Source organism: Bacteroides sp. MSSM.1001136sp1_RTP21357st2_D2_RTP21359_211015 (genome assembly GCF_040913205.1).
GTDB classification, from domain to species: domain Bacteria; phylum Bacteroidota; class Bacteroidia; order Bacteroidales; family Bacteroidaceae; genus Bacteroides; species Bacteroides ovatus.
In genome coordinates this window covers 13,396-34,348 of the sequence record NZ_JBDFVF010000049.1, presented here as the reverse complement: position 1 = coordinate 34,348, position 20,953 = coordinate 13,396, and the positions used below count along the sequence as shown (strand labels likewise).

Below are 20,953 nucleotides of genomic sequence, written 5' to 3'. Positions count from 1 at the left end.
GAATAGGCCAATGTAGCTTCATCCTTTTCAAGTCCCAAGGCCGTTACGATGACATGTTCAAGCATCACCGCATCTTCCTGAAGACGTATTTCAAGCACATTCCGACCTGCCACATTGACTTCTACAGTCTTATAACCCACAAAAGAAACCTGTAAGACAGCACTATCCGGCACAGACAAAAAGAATTTTCCATCAATATCGGTCACAGTACCACTGGCTCCCCCCCTTTCGCGTATTGTAGCACCGATCAGTGGTTCACCATAGATATCAATTACACGCCCTCTCACGGTATTATGATCAGAAGGAACTTCTATCGTCCCTCTTAACGCTTGTTGCTCCGAAGCATAACAATTTCCTCCCTCCAGGAAAAGTAAGCCTATCAAGAAGCAAGTCACAAAAATTTCTTTTTTCAATGATATAATAAAATATTGTTTGTTCATCACGCCGCAAAAATAACTAATTATTTTAAATCTAGCATTTTTTCTCATTGATTTTGAGGGAAATAAACATTATCACTATTTTTGTACGAAATTAAAATGAAAGAAATTATGGAAATCGAAATACATCCGTTAGAACCGTTTCTCCCAGCGAAATCAAAATTACTTATGCTGGGAAGTTTTCCGCCACAGAAAAAACGTTGGTCTATGGAGTTTTACTACCCGAACCTAAACAACGACATGTGGCGTATATATGGAATCTTATTCTTTAATGATAAGAATCACTTTCTGAATTCGACACTAAAATCGTTCTGCCGCGAGCAAATCATAGACTTTTTAAACGAAAAGGGGATTGCCCTATTTGATACCGCTTCATCCATTCGCCGGTTGCAGGATAATGCATCGGACAAGTTTCTTGAAGTAGTGGAAGCCACCGATGTTGCAGCATTACTGCGGCAGCTTCCCGAATGCAAAGCAATCGTCACTACGGGCCAAAAAGCAACGGACACTCTCCGACAGCAATTCGACATAGAAGAACCCAAAGTAGGTGATTACTCCGAATTTGTTTTCGAAGGACGTGCCATGCGGCTTTACCGGATGCCCTCATCATCAAGGGCGTATCCATTAGCATTGGAAAAGAAAGCGGCCGCTTACCGGATTATGTTTCAGGATTTACAGATATTGAAGTGAAGTTCAAGTATTAAGTATTAAATATCAAGTATTAAATTATAAATGAATATGGCAACATTATTTTTGCAGTACCCGGCATGCAGCACATGCCAAAAAGCCAAGAAATGGTTAACAGAAAATAACATTGAGTTTACCAACCGCTTAATCGTAGAAGAAAATCCTACGGTGGAAGAATTAAAGGCATGGATTCCGCGCAGCGGTCTGCCGGTGAAGAAATTCTTCAACACGAGCGGATTAGTATATAAAGAGCTGAAACTAAGCGAGAAGCTACCTGCAATGAGTGAGGAAGAACAGATAGCACTATTGGCAACCAACGGTAAATTGGTGAAACGCCCATTGGTAGTGACAGACAGCTTCGTTCTAGTCGGTTTTAAGCCCGATGAGTGGGAAAAATTAAAATAATTCAAAACTTATTTACCCGAATGTTTGGAGATTCAGAAGTTTCTACTACCTTTGCAGCCGCAAACACGGGAGTAGCTCAGTTGGTAGAGCACCGGTCTCCAAAACCGGGTGTCGGGAGTTCGAGCCTCTCCTCCCGTGCAGAGTTAAATAGCTGTAAACGATAAGTTTACGGCTATTTTTCGTTTCAGGTCGGACGAAATTCGGACGAAATAAATGATAGTGACGCTATCCGACAAAGATAGTGACGGTATACAACAGCGATAGCGTCACTATCCCGAACATATACCGTCACTATGATTTTCTACGATTATCCATCTGGAATTCTACGTTCATTCATATCTGCGAATCTTACGCATAGTCATATAGCGTACACTCACAATGACTCCCGCCCGATTTCCTAGTTCTTATTCGTTCTTTCCAATCCTTTGGCAGCCTCAACCAAACGGATGAATTCTCTTCTATATCCTTTATCATCATTATTCAGTCCCTGTTTGGCCAGATTAATCACTTTATCGTAACTGGCATTTCCTTTGAAGTCAGAGTCCCGAAGCAACTGTCCGAACATAGCCACTGCAGAAGCAAAGCGGAAATCAGAAGAAACATTATTACCTTTATTATCAACGAAAGGAAGTTCCATTTTCTTGCTGACATCTTTATCCGAAGCTTTATAACGCAGTTTCACAGTCAGGAGATCATTAGAGCCTGTCGGTTTCACTGTCACTTTCTCTTTCTTCTGATATTTCAGATCGTCTATTTTACCCACATATTCATTCTTTATACCTGTAGGAATCACTTCGTAAAAAGCAGTTACCGTATGTCCCGCACCCATATCTCCGGCATCTTTAGCATCATTATTAAAGTCTTCGTCTTTCAACAGACGGCTTTCGTAACCAATCAAACGATACGCCTGCACTTGGGAAGGATTAAATTCCACTTGCAGTTTGACGTCTTTCGCCACTGTATGCAATGTAGCGCCGAATTCGCCTACTAAAACACGATTGGCTTCCTGCAAGTTATCTATATAAGCATGATTACCGTTTCCCTTTTCTGCCAACACCTGAATCTTCTTATCTTTATAATTACCCATGCCATAACCTAATACGGTAAGGAACACTCCACTCTTACGTTCTTTTTCAATCAATTGTTCCAATCCTTCGGCGGAAGAAACACCCACATTAAAATCACCGTCGGAGCAAAGTATGATACGGTTGTTACCATTAGAGATAAAATTCTTCTTGGCTATTTTATACGCCAACAGGATACCCGCACCACCTGCCGTAGAACCACCTGCCGTCAATTCATCTATCGCTTCACGAATCTTCTGTTTGTCACTACCCGGAGTGGCCTCCAGTTTCACACCGGCACTGCCTGCATAAGTCACGATAGCTACTTTATCTTTATCCCGTAAGTTGTTTACCAACAATTTGAGAGATGATTTCACCAAATCCAACCGGTTAGCTCCCCACATAGAGCCGGAGACGTCAATCAGAAACACCAGATTAGATGCAGGCAGATGTTCCGTCGGGATTTCTTTAGCTTTCAAGCCGATACGCACAAGACGGTGATCCGCATTCCAGGGACATGCTCCGGCTTCCATCGTGATTTTCACAGGATCACTTCCTGTCGGTTTCGGATAATCATAGGAAAAGTAGTTCACTAATTCTTCCGTACGGATAGCATCTACAGGAGGCAATTCACCTTTATTGATAAAACGACGCATATTACTATAAGAAGCAGCATCTACATCAATAGAGAAAGTAGAAAGCGGAGCATCCGACACACTCTTAAATCCATTCTCCTGAATCTGCCCGTATTCTTCCGCATTTACAGCATCATACATGATTCCCGGTGTCGGACATACCGCCATATAAGCAGCAGACACCGATTTAGTAGCCTTTAGCTCATGCCCGTATCCTACCACTACACATTCTTCCAATACCACATCATCAGCTTTCATCTTCACATCCAGCGTAGCCGATTTCACCACCCTTCTCTCTTGCTTATACCCGATATACTGAAACAACAACGTCTCCCCCTTCTTGGCCTGAATTGTATACTGGCCCTTCATATTCGTTATTGCACCTTTCGAAGTACCCTTGATCTGTACCGAACAACCTACAAGCGGATTTCCATCCTTTGCATCCGTCACCGTACCCGACACAGTAATAACTTGCGCATTCATCCTACCTAAAGAAATAACCGCCATTAGCAGTACGAGCATCATCGCTCTGAATTGATTTGTTTTCATAACTTCTTATTTTAAAATGTTACTATTAGTTCGCTTTTATTATAGAGATGCACATTTCACACAGATTCCATAAATTGCCTGAACTTTTTTTTATCCGGCAGAAAAAAGAGTCATTTCAAAATTCTCACTCATTCCTTTGCAACTCTTAAGATGATGTGTATATTTGCCGATCATAAACATATTATAAATATGAAAAACGAAGTCGACGGAAGGCGGGAAATAGCCTCACGAAACACGGCCTGGGCTACTATTATTGCCCGCAAACTAACTCATTGGGGTGTCACTCCCAATCAAATTTCCATGATGAGCGTATTCTTCGCTATGGTGGGGTGCCTTCTGTTGATCGGCACAGTCATTGATCCCGGTTTTAACAAGTATGTAGCCTACATTCTGTTCATCGTTTGCATGCAGTCGCGGTTACTCTGCAACCTGTTCGATGGGATGGTAGCTATTGAAGGAGGGAAGAAAAGTGCCAACGGAGATCTCTACAATGATATGCCCGACCGCTTTGCTGATGCTTTGTTCATCATTCCCATCGGATATATAGCAGGTGGATTCGGTATTGAACTGGGATGGCTAGCGGCCCTTCTTGCCGTTATGACAGCTTATTTCCGCTGGATAGGAGCCTACAAAACGCACCAGCATTTCTTTAACGGTCCGATGGCCAAGCAACACCGCATGGCATTGCTCACGCTTGCCTTTGTAGTAGCCACCTGCACCATTCACGCAGGATACGACCGGATGGTATGTCTCATAGCTCTGATAATAATCAACGTCGGCCTTGTCGCAACACTGATACACCGTCTGTACCTCATGTCACACACAACAAACAATGAAATAAAATGAAAGAACTACTGGATATCATATTTCCTACGCTAAGCGATGAATTGATTATCGTCATTTCGCTCATCATCGGACTGCTTGTTACGGCAAGCCTTATTCTTTTTCTCGTAAAGAAGATCTCTCCAAAAACAAATATCAGCGAACTCTCCGCCCGCACGCGTTCATGGTGGATCATGGCGGGCATGTTTATCGGCGCTGTATTTATCAGTTATAACATTTCTTACTTCTTCCTTGCCTTTCTCTCTTTCATCGCTTTCAGAGAACTGTATTCGGTGTTGGGATTCAGAGAGGCAGATCGCGGAGCATTGTTTTGGGGGATATTGGCCATTCCCATTCAATATTACCTTGCTTACCTTGCCTGGTATGGAGCATTCATCATCTTCATTCCGGTAGTTATGTTTCTCGTATTGCCCTTACGACTTGTTTTAAAGGGAGACACCCACGGAATTACCAAGTCGATGGCTCTGTTGCAGTGGATTCTGATGCTTTCAGTATTCGGTATCAGCCACCTCGCTTATCTCCTGTCGCTTCCTGAACTTCCGGGATTCAATGCAGGAGGACGAGGTCTGCTATTATTCCTTGTATTCCTTACGGAAATCAACGATGTTATGCAATTTATCTGGGGCAAACTTCTCGGACGACATAAGATACTCCCGAAAGTAAGTCCGAACAAAACGTGGGAAGGATTTCTGGGCGGTGTAATCAGTACTACCGTCATTGGTTACTTCCTCGGTTTCCTGACTCCCCTCTCCGCTCCCAACGTTATCCTGGTAAGTGCTCTCGTTGCGATTGCCGGATTCTCGGGAGACGTAGTCATCTCCGCCATCAAGAGAGATAAAGGAATTAAGGACATGGGGAACAGTATTCCCGGTCATGGAGGAGTATTCGACCGGATAGATTCTCTGGCCTACACGGCTCCTGTATTTTTTCATTTAGTTTATTACATTGCATATTAAACGGAGAGAATGGAAAAAAGATTCATGCAAGCTGCTGCCATGCAGATTATATATAAAGGTGTATTCCAATGGTTTCTGAAATTGGTTGTGGGAGTTCAGTTCACCGATTGCCAGTTCCTCAAAAAGGAAAAGCAATTCATCATCCTTGCCAACCATAACAGCCACCTGGACACCCTAAGCCTATTGGCTTCCCTGCCCGGCGAACTTTTGTGGAAAGTCAAACCCGTAGCAGCAGAAGACTATTTCGGGAAAACCCGCTTTCAGGCTTCCATCAGCAACTTTTTCATCAATACTCTTTTAATCAGGAGAAAAGGGGAAAAAGATTCGGAACATGATCCGATTCGCAAGATGCTCGAAGCCATTGATGCCGGATATTCACTGATTCTTTTTCCGGAAGGAACCAGAGGAAAGCCGGAACAAATGGGAAAAATTAAATCCGGCATAGCACGCATCCTGTCTCTGCGGCCTGAAGTGAAATATATTCCCGTATTCATGACCGGTATGGGACGTTCTCTGCCCAAAGGAAAAATGATACTGTTGCCATATAAAGCATCTATCTATTACGGTATGCCCGCATTGGTAAAGAGTACGGATACGCATGAAATATTAGACCAGATTACAGGTGATTTTGAAGCAATGAAAGAAAAATATCAAGTCATTGTTGACGAAGAAGAGGAATAGATGTTGTTTTTCAAAAGAAAAATATCAAAACTATCGGACGAGGAATTACTAATACATTACACGAAGTCCGGTGATACGGAATATTTCGGCGAATTATATAACCGATATATCCCGTTACTATACGGACTTTGCCTGAAATATCTGCATGATGAAGACCGGGCACAGGAGGCGGTCATGCAGTTGTTTGAAGATTTATTGCCTAAATTGGGAAATTATGAGATAAAAGTGTTCAAGCCATGGCTCTACCGGGTGGCAAAGAATCATTGCTTGCAACTTTTACGAAAGGAAAATAAAGAAATTACGTTAGATTATACCGTTAATGTTATGGAATCCGACGAATTTCTGCATCTATTAAGTGAGGAGGAAAGTTCAGAAGAACAACTAAAGGCATTACATCACTGTCTCGAAAAGTTGCCCGAAGAACAACGGACCAGCATTACGCGTTTCTTTTTAGAGGAAATGTCGTATGCCGACATTGTGGAACAGACCGGATTTACTCTGAACAATGTGAAAAGCTATATCCAAAACGGAAAGCGAAACTTAAAAATTTGTATTAAGAAACAAGCCCTATGAAACTATTGGACTACATACGAGGACTCCGCAAAGGAAAAGAGGCACACCGGCTGGAAAAAGAGTCGATGCAAGACCCTTTCCTGGCCGATGCTATGGATGGATACAACCAGGTGGAGGGAAATCACGAACAACGGATCGAGAAACTGCGGATGCAGGTTTCTGCTCATTCGGCAAAGAAAAAGAACACTTATGCTATCACCTGGAGCATCGCTGCGTGTCTGATTATCGGATTCGGTATCAGCAGTTATTTCCTGTTCCTGAAAAAGAGCATGACAGATGAAGTGTTCATTGCGGAAGAGAGTGTTTCCACAAAGTTGGCTGAACCCGCAGCTCCACCAACTCCGGCAATTCCTGCCACTCCAACAGTTCCCGCAACTCCGCAAAAGGAAATCGCATTAGCTACTACAAAGGTAAAAACGGATTCCACTCCTATTTCCGAAATTACTGCGAGACAAGCGGATAAGAAAGATATGATTGCCAAAATCCAAACGACTTCGCAACCACAAGGTGCGCCTGTGGCAGCTGTGCCGATGATGGAAGAAGTCTCGGAAGAGACTGCTGCATTGCAAGAAGTAGTAGCAACGATAGATACTTTCGAATCTGAATCAGATAAGAAAATGAAGATGGCTAAGGTAGCGACTATCCTTCCCCAAAATAACATGATTAAAGGAATAGTGACCGACAAAAAAGGGGAACCGCTTATCGGAGCCAGTGTGACATATAAAGGAACGAATATCGGAACCATCACAAATATGAATGGAGAATTTTCGTTAGTCAAAAAGGATGATAAGAAACGATTGACAGCGGAATATATCGGATATGATCCGGTAGAAATCCGGGTAGATACCAGCCGGACGATGCTCATTGCCATGAACGAAAACAAACAGACACTCAATGAAGTGGTGGTAGTGGGATATGGCGCTAAGAAAAATAAGAAGTCAACAACCCTCGGAAGTGTTGTGAAGGTTGAGGAACAGGCAGAGAAAGAGATCACTCCACAACCTGTCATCGGTAAACGTAGCTATCAGAAATACCTGAAAGAGAATCTCGTTCGTCCAACGGATGATAACTGTAAAGATATTAAGGGGAAGGTAGTCCTTTCTTTCTTTGTTGATGAAGAAGGAAAGCCGCAAAATATCACTGTTATTCATGGATTATGCGAATTCGCTGATAAAGAAGCCATCCGGCTTGTCAAAGAAGGACCTAAGTGGACAAGTGGAAAACTCCCGGCAAGAGTAACAGTACGATTCTGAACTTAATAAATACCAATAAGAAGGCACATTTGTGCCAACACAGTGGCACAGACATGCAAACAAGGTGGCATTGTTGTGCCAACCTATTGGCATAGTAATAACAACACAAAGCCTATCTTAAATCAGTTCATAACTAGCCATCTGTATTGGCATATCCAAATTATGAAGCACTTTCTCCAACAGAATACCCTCACGGTTGTCATATTCATACCCGAAAGTGGCACGAATACCTTGCAGGATAAACTGTGTGGCACGGTCCAATGCCATCGGCAGACTGTCTCCCTGCATCAAAGAGCCGGTGATGACACTGGTGAAAGTATCTCCCGTGCCGGGATAATGTGCAGGCAGATAAGGGCAGGTCACTTTCCAGTAGCGGTTTCCCTGACGGTTATAAGCATAGACAGACGTTTTATGAGGCTCATCATGTACAGGAACACTGGTGATGATAACCACTTGCGGACCTTTGTCGGACAAAAGACGAAGATATTCTTTCAGCTCTTCATCCGTGTTATCTGCTTTATAAGGTTTATCCAATAAATAAAATAGTTCCGTCAAATTGGGGGTAATCACATCTGCTTTAGTAATCAGGTGGCGCATCTCTTTTATCATCTCTCCATCAAAGTTGGTGTACAATCGTCCGTTATCTCCCAATACCGGATCGGCAACGATCAAACTGTCCGGCCGACGAAAGTCCCTGATAAAATCAGAAACAATCTGAATTTGTCTCGGAGAACCCAGATATCCGGTATAGATAGCGTCGAATTCTACCTCCAGCTTCTTCCATTGGGCAATAATTTTCGGCATTTCGTCCGTCAGGTCGAGGAAGGAGAAACCGGGATATTGCGTATGATTGGATAATACAGCCGTAGGAAGCGGACAGACCTGAAACCCCATGGATGAAAGAATAGGAATGACGACGGTCAGAGATACGCGTCCCATTCCCGAAAGGTCATGGACGGCGGCTATTTTCTTTACTTTATTGGCATACATATAATTTATAATTAAACGTTTTACTACTCTTATCCTACGAACTCATTTATCTACTATGGACAAGCAGAAACAGATATTCTATTTACATCAAACGGAAGCTCTGTTTATATGAAACAAAGGCTCTATTTCTTACCAATAGAGCCTCTGTTTTTACAGCATCAACAGAGTCTCCATTTCGTTTGTACTAACAAATATAAAACTCCATTGTTTTGAAACCAAATTTATTTTAGAATAATCAACAGAGAAACATTAGGTTAATATCACTAACACGTCCCGTGCCCCATGCGCTCCCATCACTAAAGCCTGCTCAATATCAGCAGTCTTTGACGGACCGGAGATGAACGTTCCGAACTGATATTCCTGTCCGTCCAGTTCGCGGTAGGCGTCATACATGGTATCTACAATTTTATTCCGGTCGAGCAGAATAACCAACTTCTCCGAGATAAAATAGATCGCTTTATATTTCACCGTCTGCGGTATCCAGATGGCTCCGTTTTCGGCTACTCCGATTTCTCCTTTCACTACGGCAACATCTGTGCCGTCCAACTCTTTCGGATCATCCAGATTATCGGGATTGAACGTAGCACAGGAAATATCCGGCAATACGGAAGCAATGCGCATAGCATTCGGATAAGTCCGGCGTATGACCGCATTCACATCTTCCCCTTCACCCAATACAACTGCCGTACCACCCACCGCACGGCTGATTGCACAGAACTGTTCTATCTTGTCAGGATATGACAATCGTTTCATATCCGCAATATCCGGTTTATCATAACGCGTCTGCGTATGCTGGCGGATGCTGGCTAATATTTCTTCTCTGCTGCTCATTTGGATTCCTCCTTTCCCTGTACTTTGTTTTTCTTCCACATTTCATTGAACGACTCGCTGGCAAATTCCGGCAGTTCACGCCCCTTTCCCCAATCGTCGAGATCGTTGTATTTCATGAAACGGGGCAGGCCATTTACCACCGGGGCTGCCCACAAGGCTGCGTTGAACAATGCCGGACGCTCCATCAGGAACTTCATACCGCCGGACATGATCTTCTTTCCCGTATTGGCTTTCCCCAGTCCGTCCAAATCCTGCCGCCATTTGTAAATTTGTTCGGCCAAATCTACTTTCACCGGACAGACATCGGAACAGGACATACACAAAGAACAGGCCGAAAGATTATCATAATATTTCTCCGGAGCGTGAGCCATACCCAAGTTGATGCCAATAGGTCCGGGGATGAAGTACGTATAAGAGTAACCTCCACTGCGGCGGTACACCGGGCAGGTATTCATGCACGCACCACAACGAATACAGTTCAATGTCTTGATATGGTCGGGCTTGGATAGTAAGGCACTCCGGCCGTTGTCTACGATGATAATATGGTATTCACCGCCTTCGCGGGGACGGCGGTAATGAGAGGTATATGTTGTCACCGGTTGTCCGGTGGCCGAACGGGCGAGTAATCGGGTGAACACACCCAATGCGTCCAAATCCGGGACGATCTTTTCCATACCGAAAGCGGCAATGTTCAGTTTCGGGTAGGAAGTACCCATATCGGCATTTCCTTCATTGGTGCAGACCACAATGTCACCGGTTGAAGCGACGGCAAAGTTGGCGCCTGTCATGGCGGCTTCGGCATTGAGGAAGAGATGACGCAGGTTCTTACGTGCGGCATGAGTCAGGTAGGTAGGGTCAAAGTTTCCCTTTTCCGTGCCCATCTCCTTTTCGAAAAGTTCGCCTACCTGTTCCCGTTTGATGTGAATGGCGGGCAGTACGATGTGGCTCGGTTCGAGATGCATCAGTTGCAGGATGCGTTCGCCCAAATCGGACTCTACAACATCGATGCCCCGCTCCATCAGGAAAGGATTCAATCCACACTCTTCGGCGAGCATAGATTTGCTCTTGATGAAATGGTGGACGTTATGCTCATTCAGTATTTCGTAGACGATGGCGCAGTATTCATCGGCATCTTTTGCCCAATGTACGATGGCGCCGTTGGCGGTAGCATTCTTCTCAAACTCCAGCAGAAGTTCTTCGAGGTGGCTGTTGGAGTATAGTTTCAACTCGCAAGCCTTGTTGCGCAACTCTTCCCATTCGGGAACTTCCTTGCTCATCTTATCCCTTTTGGCACGGACCATCCAAAGGGTTTCATTATGCCATGCTGCCATCTTGCTGTCCTGCAAGAACTTTTCGGCAGCCTTTGAATGTTTTGTACTCATGATTGCGACGCTAGAATTTCTACAATATGGATAATCTGAATAGGCAGATGCTCCCGTTTGATGACACCTTGCATGTGCATCAGGCAGGAACTGTCCGCTCCGACAATATACTCGGCTCCGGTAGCCATGTGGTCTTTTACCTGATCACGCCCCATGCAGACGGAGACTGCCTGCTCTTCCACCGCAAACATTCCGCCAAAGCCGCAACACTCGTCAATATGGCTGGGCTCGAATACTTCGATGCCTTCTACCAGATCGAGCAGGTCACGCAATTTATTGTAATAAGGGATGTTCAGTTCGGTGGGAGCGGAAATCAACAGTTCACGAACCCCATGACAGCTATTGTGAATACTGACTTTATGAGGAAAGCGTGCAGGTATTTTGGAAGGTTTCAAGACATCGTGAATGAACTCACAAATATCATAAATCTTTCCCGCACTCTGACAAACATGTCCTTCTTTCTCCAAGATACCGGGATGATTCTCTTTCACAAACGCCACACAACTGGCGGAAGGACCGACGATGTAATCGTATTCCCGAAACAGATCGTCAAAACGGAGTGCCAATTTCATCGATTCATCTTCAAAACCGGCATTTGCCATCGGTTGTCCGCAACAGGTCTGATCCAACGGATAATCGACGTCTACTCCCAAACTTTTCAATAGTCTATACGATGCCACTCCCACATTGGGGTAAATAGCATTGATATAACAAGGAATAAACAAACCTACTTTCATACTATATTTTGTAATAATTTAAGCTTCTCCCGTATCACCCGTCTATTTTGTTCAACGGATGTCGATTAATTTGTGTGTTTGCAGGCTGAGTCTCCATTTGGGATGTCGCATTACACAGTCCACTGTTGAAGCAGTGTTATTACAAGAACAAGGCTGGAGGAAAAAATGTTCGGCCGGAAGTAGTTCAAAAATACTTATATCTTGTCCTTCATAGACCACTTTCACTTCATCCATCCGGTCGATGGCAAGTTTCGCCCCTTGTTTGGGGGAACAGGTCACCCAGTCGATAGCTGCCGGCAGGGGGCGTGTACCGTTGGTTTCGATGGTCACATACTTGCCTGCCTCATGCAAACGGTCGATCAATTCATCGTCTATCCATAAGGAAGGTTCGCCGCCCGTGAGGACAACAGTGACGGCAGGATATTTTTTCACTTCGGCGATAATTTCATCGTCGGTCATCATTTTTCCTTCTTCGTGTTGTGTGTCGCAAAAGTCACATTTCAGGTTGCAGCCGGAAAAACGGACGAAGATGGCCGGAGTTCCGGTATGGTAGCCTTCGCCCTGCAAGCTGTAAAAGATTTCATTAATCTTTCTCATCATCAAAATTTGTTTGGTTTGCTATTCTTGTCCTTCTGCGCCGACGGGATCTTTCTCGTAGATGACTATGTTTCCTTCCGATTCCTGCACTTCTACTTTATAGCATTGAGGAATCTGTTTGCATACCCACCGGGCGATATTCTCCGCTGTGGGATTAAATGGGAGTACTTCGTTGAGATTCTGATGGTCGAGTTTCTCCGTGACTACTTCTTTGATGCGGGTGAAATCTACCACCATTCCTTCGGAGTTGAGCCGCGCGGAACGGCAATAGACGGTGATAATCCAGTTGTGACCGTGTAAACTGGCGCATTTACTGCGATACGGGAGTACCAGCTTATGTGAAGCCGAGATCTCCATGCGTTTGATTACTGTAAACATGAGTGTATGTATTTTAATAGTTACACGCATCTAATGTCACCTCGATGCAACGGCAAAGGTAATATAAAATAGAGTTTTCATCCAGCTAAGAGTGTTATTTTTTTCCTTTTTTTGCACTATCTTTGCCGCATGAAAACTCTATATATTGTTTTAGGTAGTATTTCCCTTGCGCTCGGTATTCTTGGCATCTTTCTGCCGCTACTGCCCACTACCCCTTTTCTATTGCTCACCGCCGCCCTTTATTTCAAAGGGTCACCCCGATTATATAACTGGCTGCTCAACCATCGGCACTTCGGTCCTTACATCCGCAATTTCCGCGAAAACAAGGCGATTCCTCTCCGTGCCAAAATAATTTCTCTCGTATTAATGTGGGGAACGATGCTTTATTGCATTTTCTTCCTGATTCCTTTTATATGGGTAAAGATTCTCCTGGGATTGATAGCCGCAGGAGTCACTTATCATATTCTTTCTTTCAAGACGTTAAAGTAATGCGATAGCCCCTGCCGTGCATCGGCAAGTTTATCTTCCCAATGTTTCACGGAGTTCTGACCAATAATGTCAGTCACGTATTTCACGGAAATAAATGGGATTCCTTTTGAACGGCAGACAAATGCCTGTGCGTAGGCTTCCATATCCACGACGTCTCCGCTAACATGGGTCAACTCGGTGAGGAAGCCATCTCCTGTATTGCAGATTCCATCTTCCGTCCAATGCGTGCAATATCCTTTTCCTTCGAGCAAAGCCGATGAATTGATTTCACACTCCAACCCGAATTCTGCCATCTTCTGCATATCACGGTCTACGAACTTACGGCATACAAAGATGTCTCCTACCTGATGGTTGACTGTTCCGGCACTTCCGATATTAAGCACCAAGTCCGGTTGTACCTGACGGATTGCCTCTGCCAAATGAAAGGCTGATTTCACTTTACCAATGCCTGTACGAATGTAGTAAGGTTCTATATCCGGCCATTTAATCTCTACAAATTCGCCTTGTACGGCGTAGGTTACTAATATTTTCAACATGGGTTCCTTTATTTCGTAAAAATTACTATTCAAATCCAATTGTACTCAACCGCTCCACGAGATAGACTATAGCCCTATTTATCCAGGCTATTTCACCTGACAAACTTTTGATGTTCCATCTGAATGAACTCCAATTTTCTATTTCATGGATAAACATACCATCAGTTATTTCTGCAAAAATAACTATTTAACTGGAGTTATCTATAAAATGCGGCCAAAAGAGGTATGCTAAGCCGCAAATTCTGCGGTTAACTAACGGAATTAAACTGCAATCAACAAGAACAAGGCATATCCACCACGCTTGGTTTGAAGAATCATTCAAACCAAGTACGAAACTTCCTTATGTGAAGTACCCAATATTACTTTTTACTATCCGGCAACGGATTAATAGCTCCCCTTTGTGTACAAGTATATGCCGATACATCTACCGCTTTGCGGTGTGATTCAGCGACCGACGCCCCTCTAAGTATGTTCACAACAAAGGTAGCAGTAAACGAGTCGCCTGCACCTACAGTATCGGCCACCTCGACTTTAGGTGTATCTATGGATGAAATTTCCCCACTGTCATCATATATGCCACTACGTACTGCGCCCTGTGTGAATATAACAAATTTGAGCGAAAAACGAGCTATGAGTTCTGTGATAGCTTCCACAAAATCAGTCGAAAGAGAAAGAAGAGAGATCAATAACGGCAATTCGTCTTCATTCAATTTGAGCACATTTGCTTTTTGCAAGGATTCCACAATCAAGTCTGTCGAATAAAAATGTTGCCTGATATTAATATCAAACACTTTCAAAGAGGTATCTGGCACGGCATCTATGAGCCTTAAGATTGCAGCACGTGACTTTTCGCTTCGCTGTGCCAAAGAGCCCCAACAAACAGCATCTGCATCGCTGACAAGTTTCATGGTCGCAGGACTACACTCGATAGCATCCCAAGCAACATTCTCAACAATGTCATATTGCGGTACACCGGCCTCATTCAACGACACAAGCACTTTACCTGTCGGCAAAATATTACGGGAAATATATCCTAAATCAAGTCCGGTCTCTTTAAGCACCGCAAATGTTTCATCACCGAGTTCGTCATCACCTATTGCCGTAACGGGATATGATTCTGCTCCCAACTCCTTTGCAAAAAAACAGAAATTGATAGGCGCTCCGCCAAGTCTCTTACCTTCCGGGAAGCAATCCCAAACAACTTCTCCTATACCTATTATTTTCATGGTTTTATAGTTTAATAATTATTTTCATGGATGTTGCACTATTCTCGTCTATAAATTTATATGCCTCGTCATACTGCTCGAACGGAAAATGATTTGAAATAAGCGGTTCGAGACAAATAGCTCCCGAACTTACCTGATCGATAGCCGTAAGATAATCTTCGTGGCGATACATCATCGTTCCGTTCACCTTCAGTTCGTGCTCTCCCAAATAGAACATATTAAGCGACGGATCCTTGCCAAATACCGCCACAACAACGATAGTACTCCCTTTTTCGATACACTCCATAAGCGAACGAATACTCGACTCAACCCCGGCAACCTCAAACGCAGCTTGAAAATCTTCATCCCCGAAAAGCCTCTTCGCTCCTTCTTTGAGCGGCGTCTTAGCTACATTGAGCGTATCTATTATGCCACATTTACGAGCGATTTCAAGTCTGAAATCACTTACATCGGTAATAAGAACCCGTTTGGCTCCTCTTGCCTTAGCGAACTGCGCCACGAGGTTACCGATTGTTCCGGCACCCGATACAACCACATTCTTACCTTTCAAGTCCCCGCCACGCATAGTTGCATGCGCAGCCACTGCCACCGGTTCTATCATAGCCCCATAATCAAGTGACATACCTTCAGGCAACACCGCAACCCTGTCATCATCAACCACAAAAAAGTCTTGCGCAGCTCCATTTGCCTGAAAAGCCTGCACTCTTAGCTCTTCACAAATATTATACTCTCCCCGCTGACAAGGCTTGCACTTCCCACACGCGAGTTGCGGACGTGCGGTGACAACGTCACCCGCCTTGCAGATCGTAACCGCCATCCCCGTAGCGACTACCACTGCCGAATATTCATGCCCCTGAACTACCGGATAGAAAGTTGCCGGATGACATCCGTGATAAGAATGTATCTCACTTCCACAAATACCAATTCTCTTAATATTCAGAAGCACCTGATGTTCTTTCAGGTCCGACGCCTTAGGCGCCTCAACCTCGCGAAATTCAATATGTTTTGGTTCTACTAATACCGCTTGTCTCATTTTATACCATATTTACTTAAAATTTCTATTACCGGAGTCTCTATTGACTTCGCCCAAAGTGCATATCCATAACTACTTGGATGAGTTCCGTCGACCGATGTCTCATGCGCATCGGAAGCATCAGGCGTAATCAGATAAACGTCTTTATATTTCGGGTTCGTGAGGATTTTCGCAAACAACTCCTCTACGGTTGCCGCCTTAGCCCGTTCTTTCGCATCAAGAACTGTATCGAATGAACGTCGTTCACGATAGATAGTACGCTGAAATATCAACGGAATAGCCGGATGTGCCGCTATAAGCCGATCGATAAACGGCATCAGGCGCTCTCTTATCAGTTCTGCGTCAGGATTTGAAAAAGTATCGAATATAAAGGCATCAGCCTTGACTTCCGCAAGAACGTCGAGCATGTAAGGTTGCATCAGGCAACGTCCGCTTGTTGCGAGCGACACGACTTGAAGACCTGTATTACGCATAAATTGCATGGGATAACTCATACCGGATCGATCCGTGCTCACTCCCTGCGTAAACGAAGAGCCATATATCGCTATCCTGTGACGAAAATCGGACTTCAACGGTTCGATAACAGCATCGTCATCTATCCCTATCTTACAAGAAATGACCTCCGAATACATCGGCATATACATCATACATTCGTGCATCGTACCATCCATATTCTCAATGAGCGTGAATGTCTCGGTTTTCTCGCCCTTATACGCTTTCAATGAACCGCTTGCCGCATACTGCCATTGACCGTTTGCATTTTTGATATAAAGATCATATCCTTTATAAGAGATCGGCATGGTTGAATGGCTCGAATATACATATCCCCACTTTGTCGTAATCTGTATATTACGCGTGTTCGTTTTAAACAACACAGCCATACCGGCAGAACAACGGAGTTGTCGGTTCTCCGTCCTGTTAAAACCTTTATAAACCAATGTATCGACTCTATGATACGGATTGGGAGTCGATTCAAACGGCTTACCTATCAGGTTAAGCGTTGACGCCTCCGTCTGTTTTTGTGCCGAAACCGACAATACGCACGAAAGCGACAGAACAACCGTTATGAAAAACTTCTTCATTGCCTTGTATTTTTTAGTTGTTTACTGTAATAAGACCTTCAACCCTTCTGCTACCTGCATAGCATAAAACTGCTCATACTTTTCCATAAACACAGGGTATTTGTCCAATCCCAATGACACAAAAGGTGATATCTTCAAGAACTCGGCCGGCGATCCTCCCGAAATCAACTTCCTGTCCGCCGGAGTGATGTGAGGTTCGGAGATAGCTATATTTTCACCGGACTCGGTGCGCGCACCTATCAGGTATTTGCAATAAACAGCTATCAGGAAAGCCTCTATCGAAATATCCTTCCCATCCTGCAACATCTGTTTGAGTATGGGTACCACATAAACCGCAAACTTAGCAATACCATCGCCGCAAAGCCGTGATACCTGATCGCTGATCGCCTTGTTTGAAAATCGTTCAATAAGCTGGTCTTTATACGCTTCAAGGTCAACGCCTTCGGGAACCGGAACATAAGGAGTAACGTCCCTGTTCATAAACAGCTTTATCATTGCACGATACCTCTCGTCTGCCATTACAGCATCGACCTTCCTGAATCCTTCCATATAGGCAGGATAAGAAAGAAGAGTATGTGACGCATTGAGAAGACTTAATTTCATGATTTCATACGGGGTCACATCATGGGTGAATGTAACTCCCACCTTCTCCCATGCAGGACGGCCTGCAATGAAATTATCTTCAATCACCCATTGTATAAAGTCTTCACAACACACATCTGTAACCTTACCCGGTTTTGTTACGGGAGTGATTCTATCCACCATCGAATTCGGGAACGTCACTTTCTTTTTCGCCCACGCTGCCACCTCAGGATATTTCGCTTCGAAGTATGACATAAACGCACATTTGGCGGCATTGCCGTTCATCTGCATGTTGTCACACGAAAGAATCGTAATCGGCAAATCTTTCTCCATCCGACGTTTAAGTCCTTCGGCTACATACCAGAACACACTGCGCGATTGGTTAAAATCAACCTTATATCCCCCTTCGGTAATGGTGAGAGAGATGATTTTTATCTCCTCCGATGCTATTTTAGCGATGATAGGCTCACTATCTATTTCCCCCCATGCCAGTTCTACAAGCGAACCAATCAGCATACTATCCTGTTCGCCGGAAGGGCTGCATGTCGTCAACTGATATATGCCGTCATCTTTCTTGAGGGCGTTGAACAATACCCCGTCTGTAGGCATAATCATGGCTCCGAATACCCCCCAGCATCTTTGTGACGGATCTTCAAGTAATAAATTTGTGTAAGCTTCGAGATGTGCACGATGGAAGTTTCCAACGCCGAAATGTACTATTCCGGCCTTTATTTCAGCACGATTATAATTAAAAGTCTTCATACGATAATTTCAATGTTTCGGCAAGTGATCTTTCCACCTTGTCGCAATGTTCTATATAGAATTTATAAACCTCATTCCATTTGTAATAAGATGCTTCAACCGCTTCCAACGGCAACCGGAGGTCTTTTTCATTCAGCATAAACTTAACTAAAACGTCCGGATTGCCTTCTGATTGGTAAAAGATCATCTGAAGATTCGCACCCATCGGAATATCCCAGTACTTCCAACTCCGCAACGCTTCTTTGGAATTACCAGCCTCCCGCGCCCACGTTCCGGCTTGCAGATTTGTCAAGATGGCCATCAGAACGCCATCGTGTCCGAAGTTGAGATTGATACCATGACGCTTGCGAACCAGATCTTCGGCAGATTCGTCTAACAAATGGCGTAACGTGCGGGATGCAAGTCCCCAACTACGCCCGTGAGATACCGGTTCAGGACCTTTCTGCGCAAAATACTTATAGTTCTCGATTTCTGCCCAAGCCAATATTTCCTCTTCTGTAAAAATATCCCATATAGGCACTTGGCGGTCGAGGCATTGCATAAGTGATGCCATTAACCAGAAACGATGGATCAGGTCGTACTTGTCATATTCACTTTCTACTTGTGTTACGTCTATAAACAGTCTTGTAAAAAAAGCATCCACATTCAACTTTTCATCTATATATGAACGATATTTTTTATACCAACTGTTTTCTTTACCGAGTATATATTTATCAAGCGGACTTCTGTCGGGACATACGTTACCGTATGGATTCAGTGTGGTAAGGAACGAACGGGAATTGTCTATCTCCGCCCACTCAAGCCCGGGACGTAGCGACAAAATACCCGAATTTACAGATTGCATGGTGGCCGCCACCCGAAGCACATTCGTTGCGTTAGTCTTCAAATAGGGATGGCCTTCAAATACTTCCGGATAGTTTTGTACCATCCTCCGGCCTATCTCCCTTGTCTGACGATAACCGATTTGTGTCAGATCGCCTTCTTTGTAAAACACATTCTTCTTGAACGGTTCAAGACGTTCGTACAGGGCTTTCCCAAAATCGGTAAGATTGTTTGTGGCATGAGCTTTCTCCAATACGCCGTATATAGCAGGATAAGTCACCTCATCGTCTATCTGACGCGCTCCGTGACGGAAATAGCCGTTTATATAGAAAGGCGTATATCCTTTGGGCGCCGGCGTAACCGGATGTGAAAGATCGGTCACATAATACACGCCGCCCGCACGTTCCGGATCCCTGCGTATCTCGTCGAGAGGATTTTCGGTCACCGGCTTTTCTTTCGGAAGAGAGAGTTTGAATATGCAAGGAAGATCAGACGTCTTTTTCGCATTCGTATTGGTATTGACATACATAACCCCGTCTTTGACCACAATATCTTCCGGTTCGTAAATAACCTGTTCCTGCACATTGTATCGGGCAGTAATCGTCCGCCTATCCGTATCGTACACCCGGATGCAGGAAGGACGGCTGTCATCCTGTTTCCCAACTCCGAAGCAGAAATAGATTTTACCATCATGCATACAGCCCGCTTGTGTGAACCATACCTCATAGGGGAACACCACCTGATCGAGAATGTCATTTTCGTCAAGGCGCACCTTTGCCCCCTCACTCAACGACGGTATGCGGAATTTAGTGGCGACATACTGGTTTTCCCATGCATGCTTTGTCACCTTCGCCACAGTACGTTTACGCGCCGAGAATATCCATATAAAGCCCCGCTCCCGATCGACCAGCCAGCTTGGCGCACCAAAGATAGGGACATACCCTTTCTCCGCCCACTTCGAGCCATCAAGTTCAATTGTCTGTGCGATTTCGCTGCTAAAACGTTTTCCACGACGGGTGATACTCTCCACAAAACACAACCATTCCAACTCGCTTCCTACCTTCCCGTTTGTGATATACAAGAGAGGAAACGATGCTCCGCGTTTTGTCTCGACGCCAAAGCATACATTATTTACATGGTTGTCCGGATGGGAGGACGCCAACTCAAAGCCTGCCACAGGTTTCGGATCGGCACTTTTGAAATCATAGATATTCACGTGCCCTCCATCCTCGCACGAGAATATGTAATCATCCCATATTTCAAGTCCTTGCTGTGCCCGCCCCCGTCCTTCCTTTGCCAGGAAGACAGAGCACTCTACCTCTTTCTCCGGCTCTACATACAACTGGGCGATAAGGGGAATAGAGATCAGTAAGCACACGACAGACAAATAGATCTTTTTCATAAGTATGCTCTATAAATTTAA

At 44.4% G+C, this 20,953-nt stretch carries 22 protein-coding genes and 1 tRNA gene; 9 read left to right on the top strand and 14 right to left on the bottom strand.

Annotation, left to right across the window (positions count from 1 at the left end):
* On the bottom strand, positions 1–440 hold a 440-nt coding region (locus AB5217_RS22940; RefSeq protein WP_368117387.1), incomplete at its 3' end, for a carboxypeptidase-like regulatory domain-containing protein.
* Positions 441–548: 108 nt separating this feature from the next.
* Between AB5217_RS22940 and AB5217_RS22935 the strand changes: the two genes are divergently transcribed.
* The 3 genes from AB5217_RS22935 (at position 549) to AB5217_RS22925 (ending at position 1,667) form a co-directional block, all read left to right on the top strand.
* Entirely contained in the window at positions 549–1,127 is a 579-nt protein-coding gene (locus AB5217_RS22935) for a uracil-DNA glycosylase family protein (protein ID WP_032843969.1), read from the top strand.
* Between the two features lie 48 nt (positions 1,128–1,175).
* Positions 1,176–1,529, top strand: coding sequence for an arsenate reductase family protein (locus AB5217_RS22930; protein ID WP_004308288.1), 354 nt, complete (start codon positions 1,176–1,178; stop codon positions 1,527–1,529).
* A 65-nt stretch (positions 1,530–1,594) separates the two neighbouring features.
* Positions 1,595–1,667: transfer RNA gene (locus AB5217_RS22925), tRNA-Trp, on the top strand.
* 259 nt (positions 1,668–1,926) lie between these two features.
* On the opposite strand, the gene AB5217_RS22920 is transcribed toward AB5217_RS22925, so the two are convergent.
* On the bottom strand, positions 1,927–3,777 hold the full coding sequence (locus tag AB5217_RS22920; protein WP_032854782.1) for a vWA domain-containing protein: 1,851 nt from the start codon (positions 3,775–3,777) through the stop codon (positions 1,927–1,929).
* A 189-nt stretch (positions 3,778–3,966) separates the two neighbouring features.
* On the opposite strand from AB5217_RS22920, the gene AB5217_RS22915 reads away from it, so the two are divergent.
* The 5 genes from AB5217_RS22915 to AB5217_RS22895 are packed head-to-tail and all read left to right on the top strand — an operon-like array spanning position 3,967 to position 8,083.
* A complete protein-coding gene (locus AB5217_RS22915; RefSeq protein ID WP_032843968.1) occupies positions 3,967–4,623 on the top strand; it encodes a CDP-alcohol phosphatidyltransferase family protein in 657 nt (218 codons plus the stop codon).
* Positions 4,620–5,576: a phosphatidate cytidylyltransferase gene (locus AB5217_RS22910; RefSeq protein ID WP_004301949.1), complete on the top strand. Its 957-nt coding sequence runs from the start codon at positions 4,620–4,622 to the stop codon at positions 5,574–5,576. Before AB5217_RS22915 ends, AB5217_RS22910 begins: the two co-directional genes overlap by 4 nt.
* A gap of 24 nt (positions 5,577–5,600) precedes the next feature.
* Positions 5,601–6,257 carry a lysophospholipid acyltransferase family protein gene (locus tag AB5217_RS22905; RefSeq protein ID WP_032843956.1) on the top strand — a complete coding sequence of 219 codons (657 nt, stop codon included), beginning with the start codon at positions 5,601–5,603 and terminating at the stop codon, positions 6,255–6,257.
* Positions 6,258–6,830: an RNA polymerase sigma factor gene (locus AB5217_RS22900; RefSeq protein ID WP_004301947.1), complete on the top strand. Its 573-nt coding sequence runs from the start codon at positions 6,258–6,260 to the stop codon at positions 6,828–6,830.
* Complete coding sequence (locus AB5217_RS22895; protein WP_042994412.1) at positions 6,827–8,083, top strand: energy transducer TonB; 1,257 nt, start codon at positions 6,827–6,829, stop codon at positions 8,081–8,083. The genes AB5217_RS22900 and AB5217_RS22895 overlap by 4 nt, the downstream gene beginning before the upstream one ends.
* 117 nt (positions 8,084–8,200) lie before the next feature.
* Here AB5217_RS22895 and AB5217_RS22890 read toward each other — a convergent pair whose 3' ends face one another.
* From AB5217_RS22890 to AB5217_RS22865, 6 genes are all read right to left on the bottom strand, one after another.
* Complete coding sequence (locus tag AB5217_RS22890; protein WP_004304792.1) at positions 8,201–9,073, bottom strand: pyridoxamine kinase; 873 nt, start codon at positions 9,071–9,073, stop codon at positions 8,201–8,203.
* A gap of 249 nt (positions 9,074–9,322) precedes the next feature.
* Positions 9,323–9,904, bottom strand: coding sequence for a lactate utilization protein C (locus tag AB5217_RS22885; protein ID WP_032843954.1), 582 nt, complete (start codon positions 9,902–9,904; stop codon positions 9,323–9,325).
* Entirely contained in the window at positions 9,901–11,286 is a 1,386-nt protein-coding gene (locus tag AB5217_RS22880) for a lactate utilization protein B (protein ID WP_004304790.1), read from the bottom strand. The genes AB5217_RS22885 and AB5217_RS22880 overlap by 4 nt, the downstream gene beginning before the upstream one ends.
* Entirely contained in the window at positions 11,283–12,023 is a 741-nt protein-coding gene (locus AB5217_RS22875; protein ID WP_368112718.1) for a (Fe-S)-binding protein, read from the bottom strand. The genes AB5217_RS22880 and AB5217_RS22875 overlap by 4 nt, the downstream gene beginning before the upstream one ends.
* A gap of 51 nt (positions 12,024–12,074) precedes the next feature.
* Positions 12,075–12,620, bottom strand: coding sequence for a 7-carboxy-7-deazaguanine synthase QueE (locus AB5217_RS22870; protein ID WP_032843967.1), 546 nt, complete (start codon positions 12,618–12,620; stop codon positions 12,075–12,077).
* 21 nt (positions 12,621–12,641) lie between these two features.
* On the bottom strand, positions 12,642–12,998 hold the full coding sequence (locus AB5217_RS22865) for a 6-pyruvoyl trahydropterin synthase family protein (protein ID WP_004304787.1): 357 nt from the start codon (positions 12,996–12,998) through the stop codon (positions 12,642–12,644).
* Positions 12,999–13,127: 129 nt separating this feature from the next.
* On the opposite strand from AB5217_RS22865, the gene AB5217_RS22860 reads away from it, so the two are divergent.
* Positions 13,128–13,487 (top strand): YbaN family protein, encoded by a 360-nt coding sequence (locus AB5217_RS22860; RefSeq protein ID WP_004304786.1) that lies wholly within the window; start codon positions 13,128–13,130, stop codon positions 13,485–13,487.
* Here the strand turns inward: AB5217_RS22860 and AB5217_RS22855 are convergent.
* The 6 genes from AB5217_RS22855 to AB5217_RS22830 form a co-directional block, all read right to left on the bottom strand.
* Positions 13,457–14,023, bottom strand: coding sequence for an MTA/SAH nucleosidase (locus AB5217_RS22855; protein ID WP_032843953.1), 567 nt, complete (start codon positions 14,021–14,023; stop codon positions 13,457–13,459). The two genes, AB5217_RS22860 and AB5217_RS22855, sit on opposite strands and share 31 nt — an antisense overlap.
* Before the next feature lie 359 nt (positions 14,024–14,382).
* Entirely contained in the window at positions 14,383–15,249 is an 867-nt protein-coding gene (locus AB5217_RS22850; protein ID WP_032843952.1) for a carbohydrate kinase family protein, read from the bottom strand.
* 4 nt (positions 15,250–15,253) lie between these two features.
* Complete coding sequence (locus AB5217_RS22845) at positions 15,254–16,282, bottom strand: sorbitol dehydrogenase (protein WP_032843951.1); 1,029 nt, start codon at positions 16,280–16,282, stop codon at positions 15,254–15,256.
* Positions 16,279–17,364: an SGNH/GDSL hydrolase family protein gene (locus AB5217_RS22840; protein ID WP_032843950.1), complete on the bottom strand. Its 1,086-nt coding sequence runs from the start codon at positions 17,362–17,364 to the stop codon at positions 16,279–16,281. The genes AB5217_RS22845 and AB5217_RS22840 overlap by 4 nt, the downstream gene beginning before the upstream one ends.
* A gap of 21 nt (positions 17,365–17,385) precedes the next feature.
* The gene (locus AB5217_RS22835; RefSeq protein WP_004308303.1) at positions 17,386–18,708 is read right to left on the bottom strand and encodes a mannitol dehydrogenase family protein; all 1,323 of its coding nucleotides are present in this window, start codon (positions 18,706–18,708) and stop codon (positions 17,386–17,388) included.
* The gene (locus AB5217_RS22830) at positions 18,695–20,932 is read right to left on the bottom strand and encodes a histidine phosphatase family protein (protein ID WP_032843949.1); all 2,238 of its coding nucleotides are present in this window, start codon (positions 20,930–20,932) and stop codon (positions 18,695–18,697) included. Before AB5217_RS22830 ends, AB5217_RS22835 begins: the two co-directional genes overlap by 14 nt.
* Positions 20,933–20,953 lie beyond the last annotated feature (21 nt).

Bases quoted from the DNA above. Each gene is read 5' to 3' on its own strand.
- AB5217_RS22935 (WP_032843969.1), top strand. From the start codon at position 549: ATGGAAATCGAAATACATCCGTTAGAACCGTTTCTCCCAGCGAAATCA.
- AB5217_RS22930 (WP_004308288.1), top strand. From the start codon at position 1,176: ATGGCAACATTATTTTTGCAGTACCCGGCATGCAGCACATGCCAAAAA.
- AB5217_RS22920 (WP_032854782.1), bottom strand. From the start codon at position 3,777: ATGAAAACAAATCAATTCAGAGCGATGATGCTCGTACTGCTAATGGCG.
- AB5217_RS22915 (WP_032843968.1), top strand. From the start codon at position 3,967: ATGAAAAACGAAGTCGACGGAAGGCGGGAAATAGCCTCACGAAACACG.
- AB5217_RS22910 (WP_004301949.1), top strand. From the start codon at position 4,620: ATGAAAGAACTACTGGATATCATATTTCCTACGCTAAGCGATGAATTG.
- AB5217_RS22905 (WP_032843956.1), top strand. From the start codon at position 5,601: ATGCAAGCTGCTGCCATGCAGATTATATATAAAGGTGTATTCCAATGG.
- AB5217_RS22900 (WP_004301947.1), top strand. From the start codon at position 6,258: ATGTTGTTTTTCAAAAGAAAAATATCAAAACTATCGGACGAGGAATTA.
- AB5217_RS22895 (WP_042994412.1), top strand. From the start codon at position 6,827: ATGAAACTATTGGACTACATACGAGGACTCCGCAAAGGAAAAGAGGCA.
- AB5217_RS22890 (WP_004304792.1), bottom strand. From the start codon at position 9,073: ATGTATGCCAATAAAGTAAAGAAAATAGCCGCCGTCCATGACCTTTCG.
- AB5217_RS22885 (WP_032843954.1), bottom strand. From the start codon at position 9,904: ATGAGCAGCAGAGAAGAAATATTAGCCAGCATCCGCCAGCATACGCAG.
- AB5217_RS22880 (WP_004304790.1), bottom strand. From the start codon at position 11,286: ATGAGTACAAAACATTCAAAGGCTGCCGAAAAGTTCTTGCAGGACAGC.
- AB5217_RS22875 (WP_368112718.1), bottom strand. From the start codon at position 12,023: ATGAAAGTAGGTTTGTTTATTCCTTGTTATATCAATGCTATTTACCCC.
- AB5217_RS22870 (WP_032843967.1), bottom strand. From the start codon at position 12,620: ATGAGAAAGATTAATGAAATCTTTTACAGCTTGCAGGGCGAAGGCTAC.
- AB5217_RS22865 (WP_004304787.1), bottom strand. From the start codon at position 12,998: ATGTTTACAGTAATCAAACGCATGGAGATCTCGGCTTCACATAAGCTG.
- AB5217_RS22860 (WP_004304786.1), top strand. From the start codon at position 13,128: ATGAAAACTCTATATATTGTTTTAGGTAGTATTTCCCTTGCGCTCGGT.
- AB5217_RS22855 (WP_032843953.1), bottom strand. From the start codon at position 14,023: ATGTTGAAAATATTAGTAACCTACGCCGTACAAGGCGAATTTGTAGAG.
- AB5217_RS22850 (WP_032843952.1), bottom strand. From the start codon at position 15,249: ATGAAAATAATAGGTATAGGAGAAGTTGTTTGGGATTGCTTCCCGGAA.
- AB5217_RS22845 (WP_032843951.1), bottom strand. From the start codon at position 16,282: ATGAGACAAGCGGTATTAGTAGAACCAAAACATATTGAATTTCGCGAG.
- AB5217_RS22840 (WP_032843950.1), bottom strand. From the start codon at position 17,364: ATGAAGAAGTTTTTCATAACGGTTGTTCTGTCGCTTTCGTGCGTATTG.
- AB5217_RS22835 (WP_004308303.1), bottom strand. From the start codon at position 18,708: ATGAAGACTTTTAATTATAATCGTGCTGAAATAAAGGCCGGAATAGTA.
- AB5217_RS22830 (WP_032843949.1), bottom strand. From the start codon at position 20,932: ATGAAAAAGATCTATTTGTCTGTCGTGTGCTTACTGATCTCTATTCCC.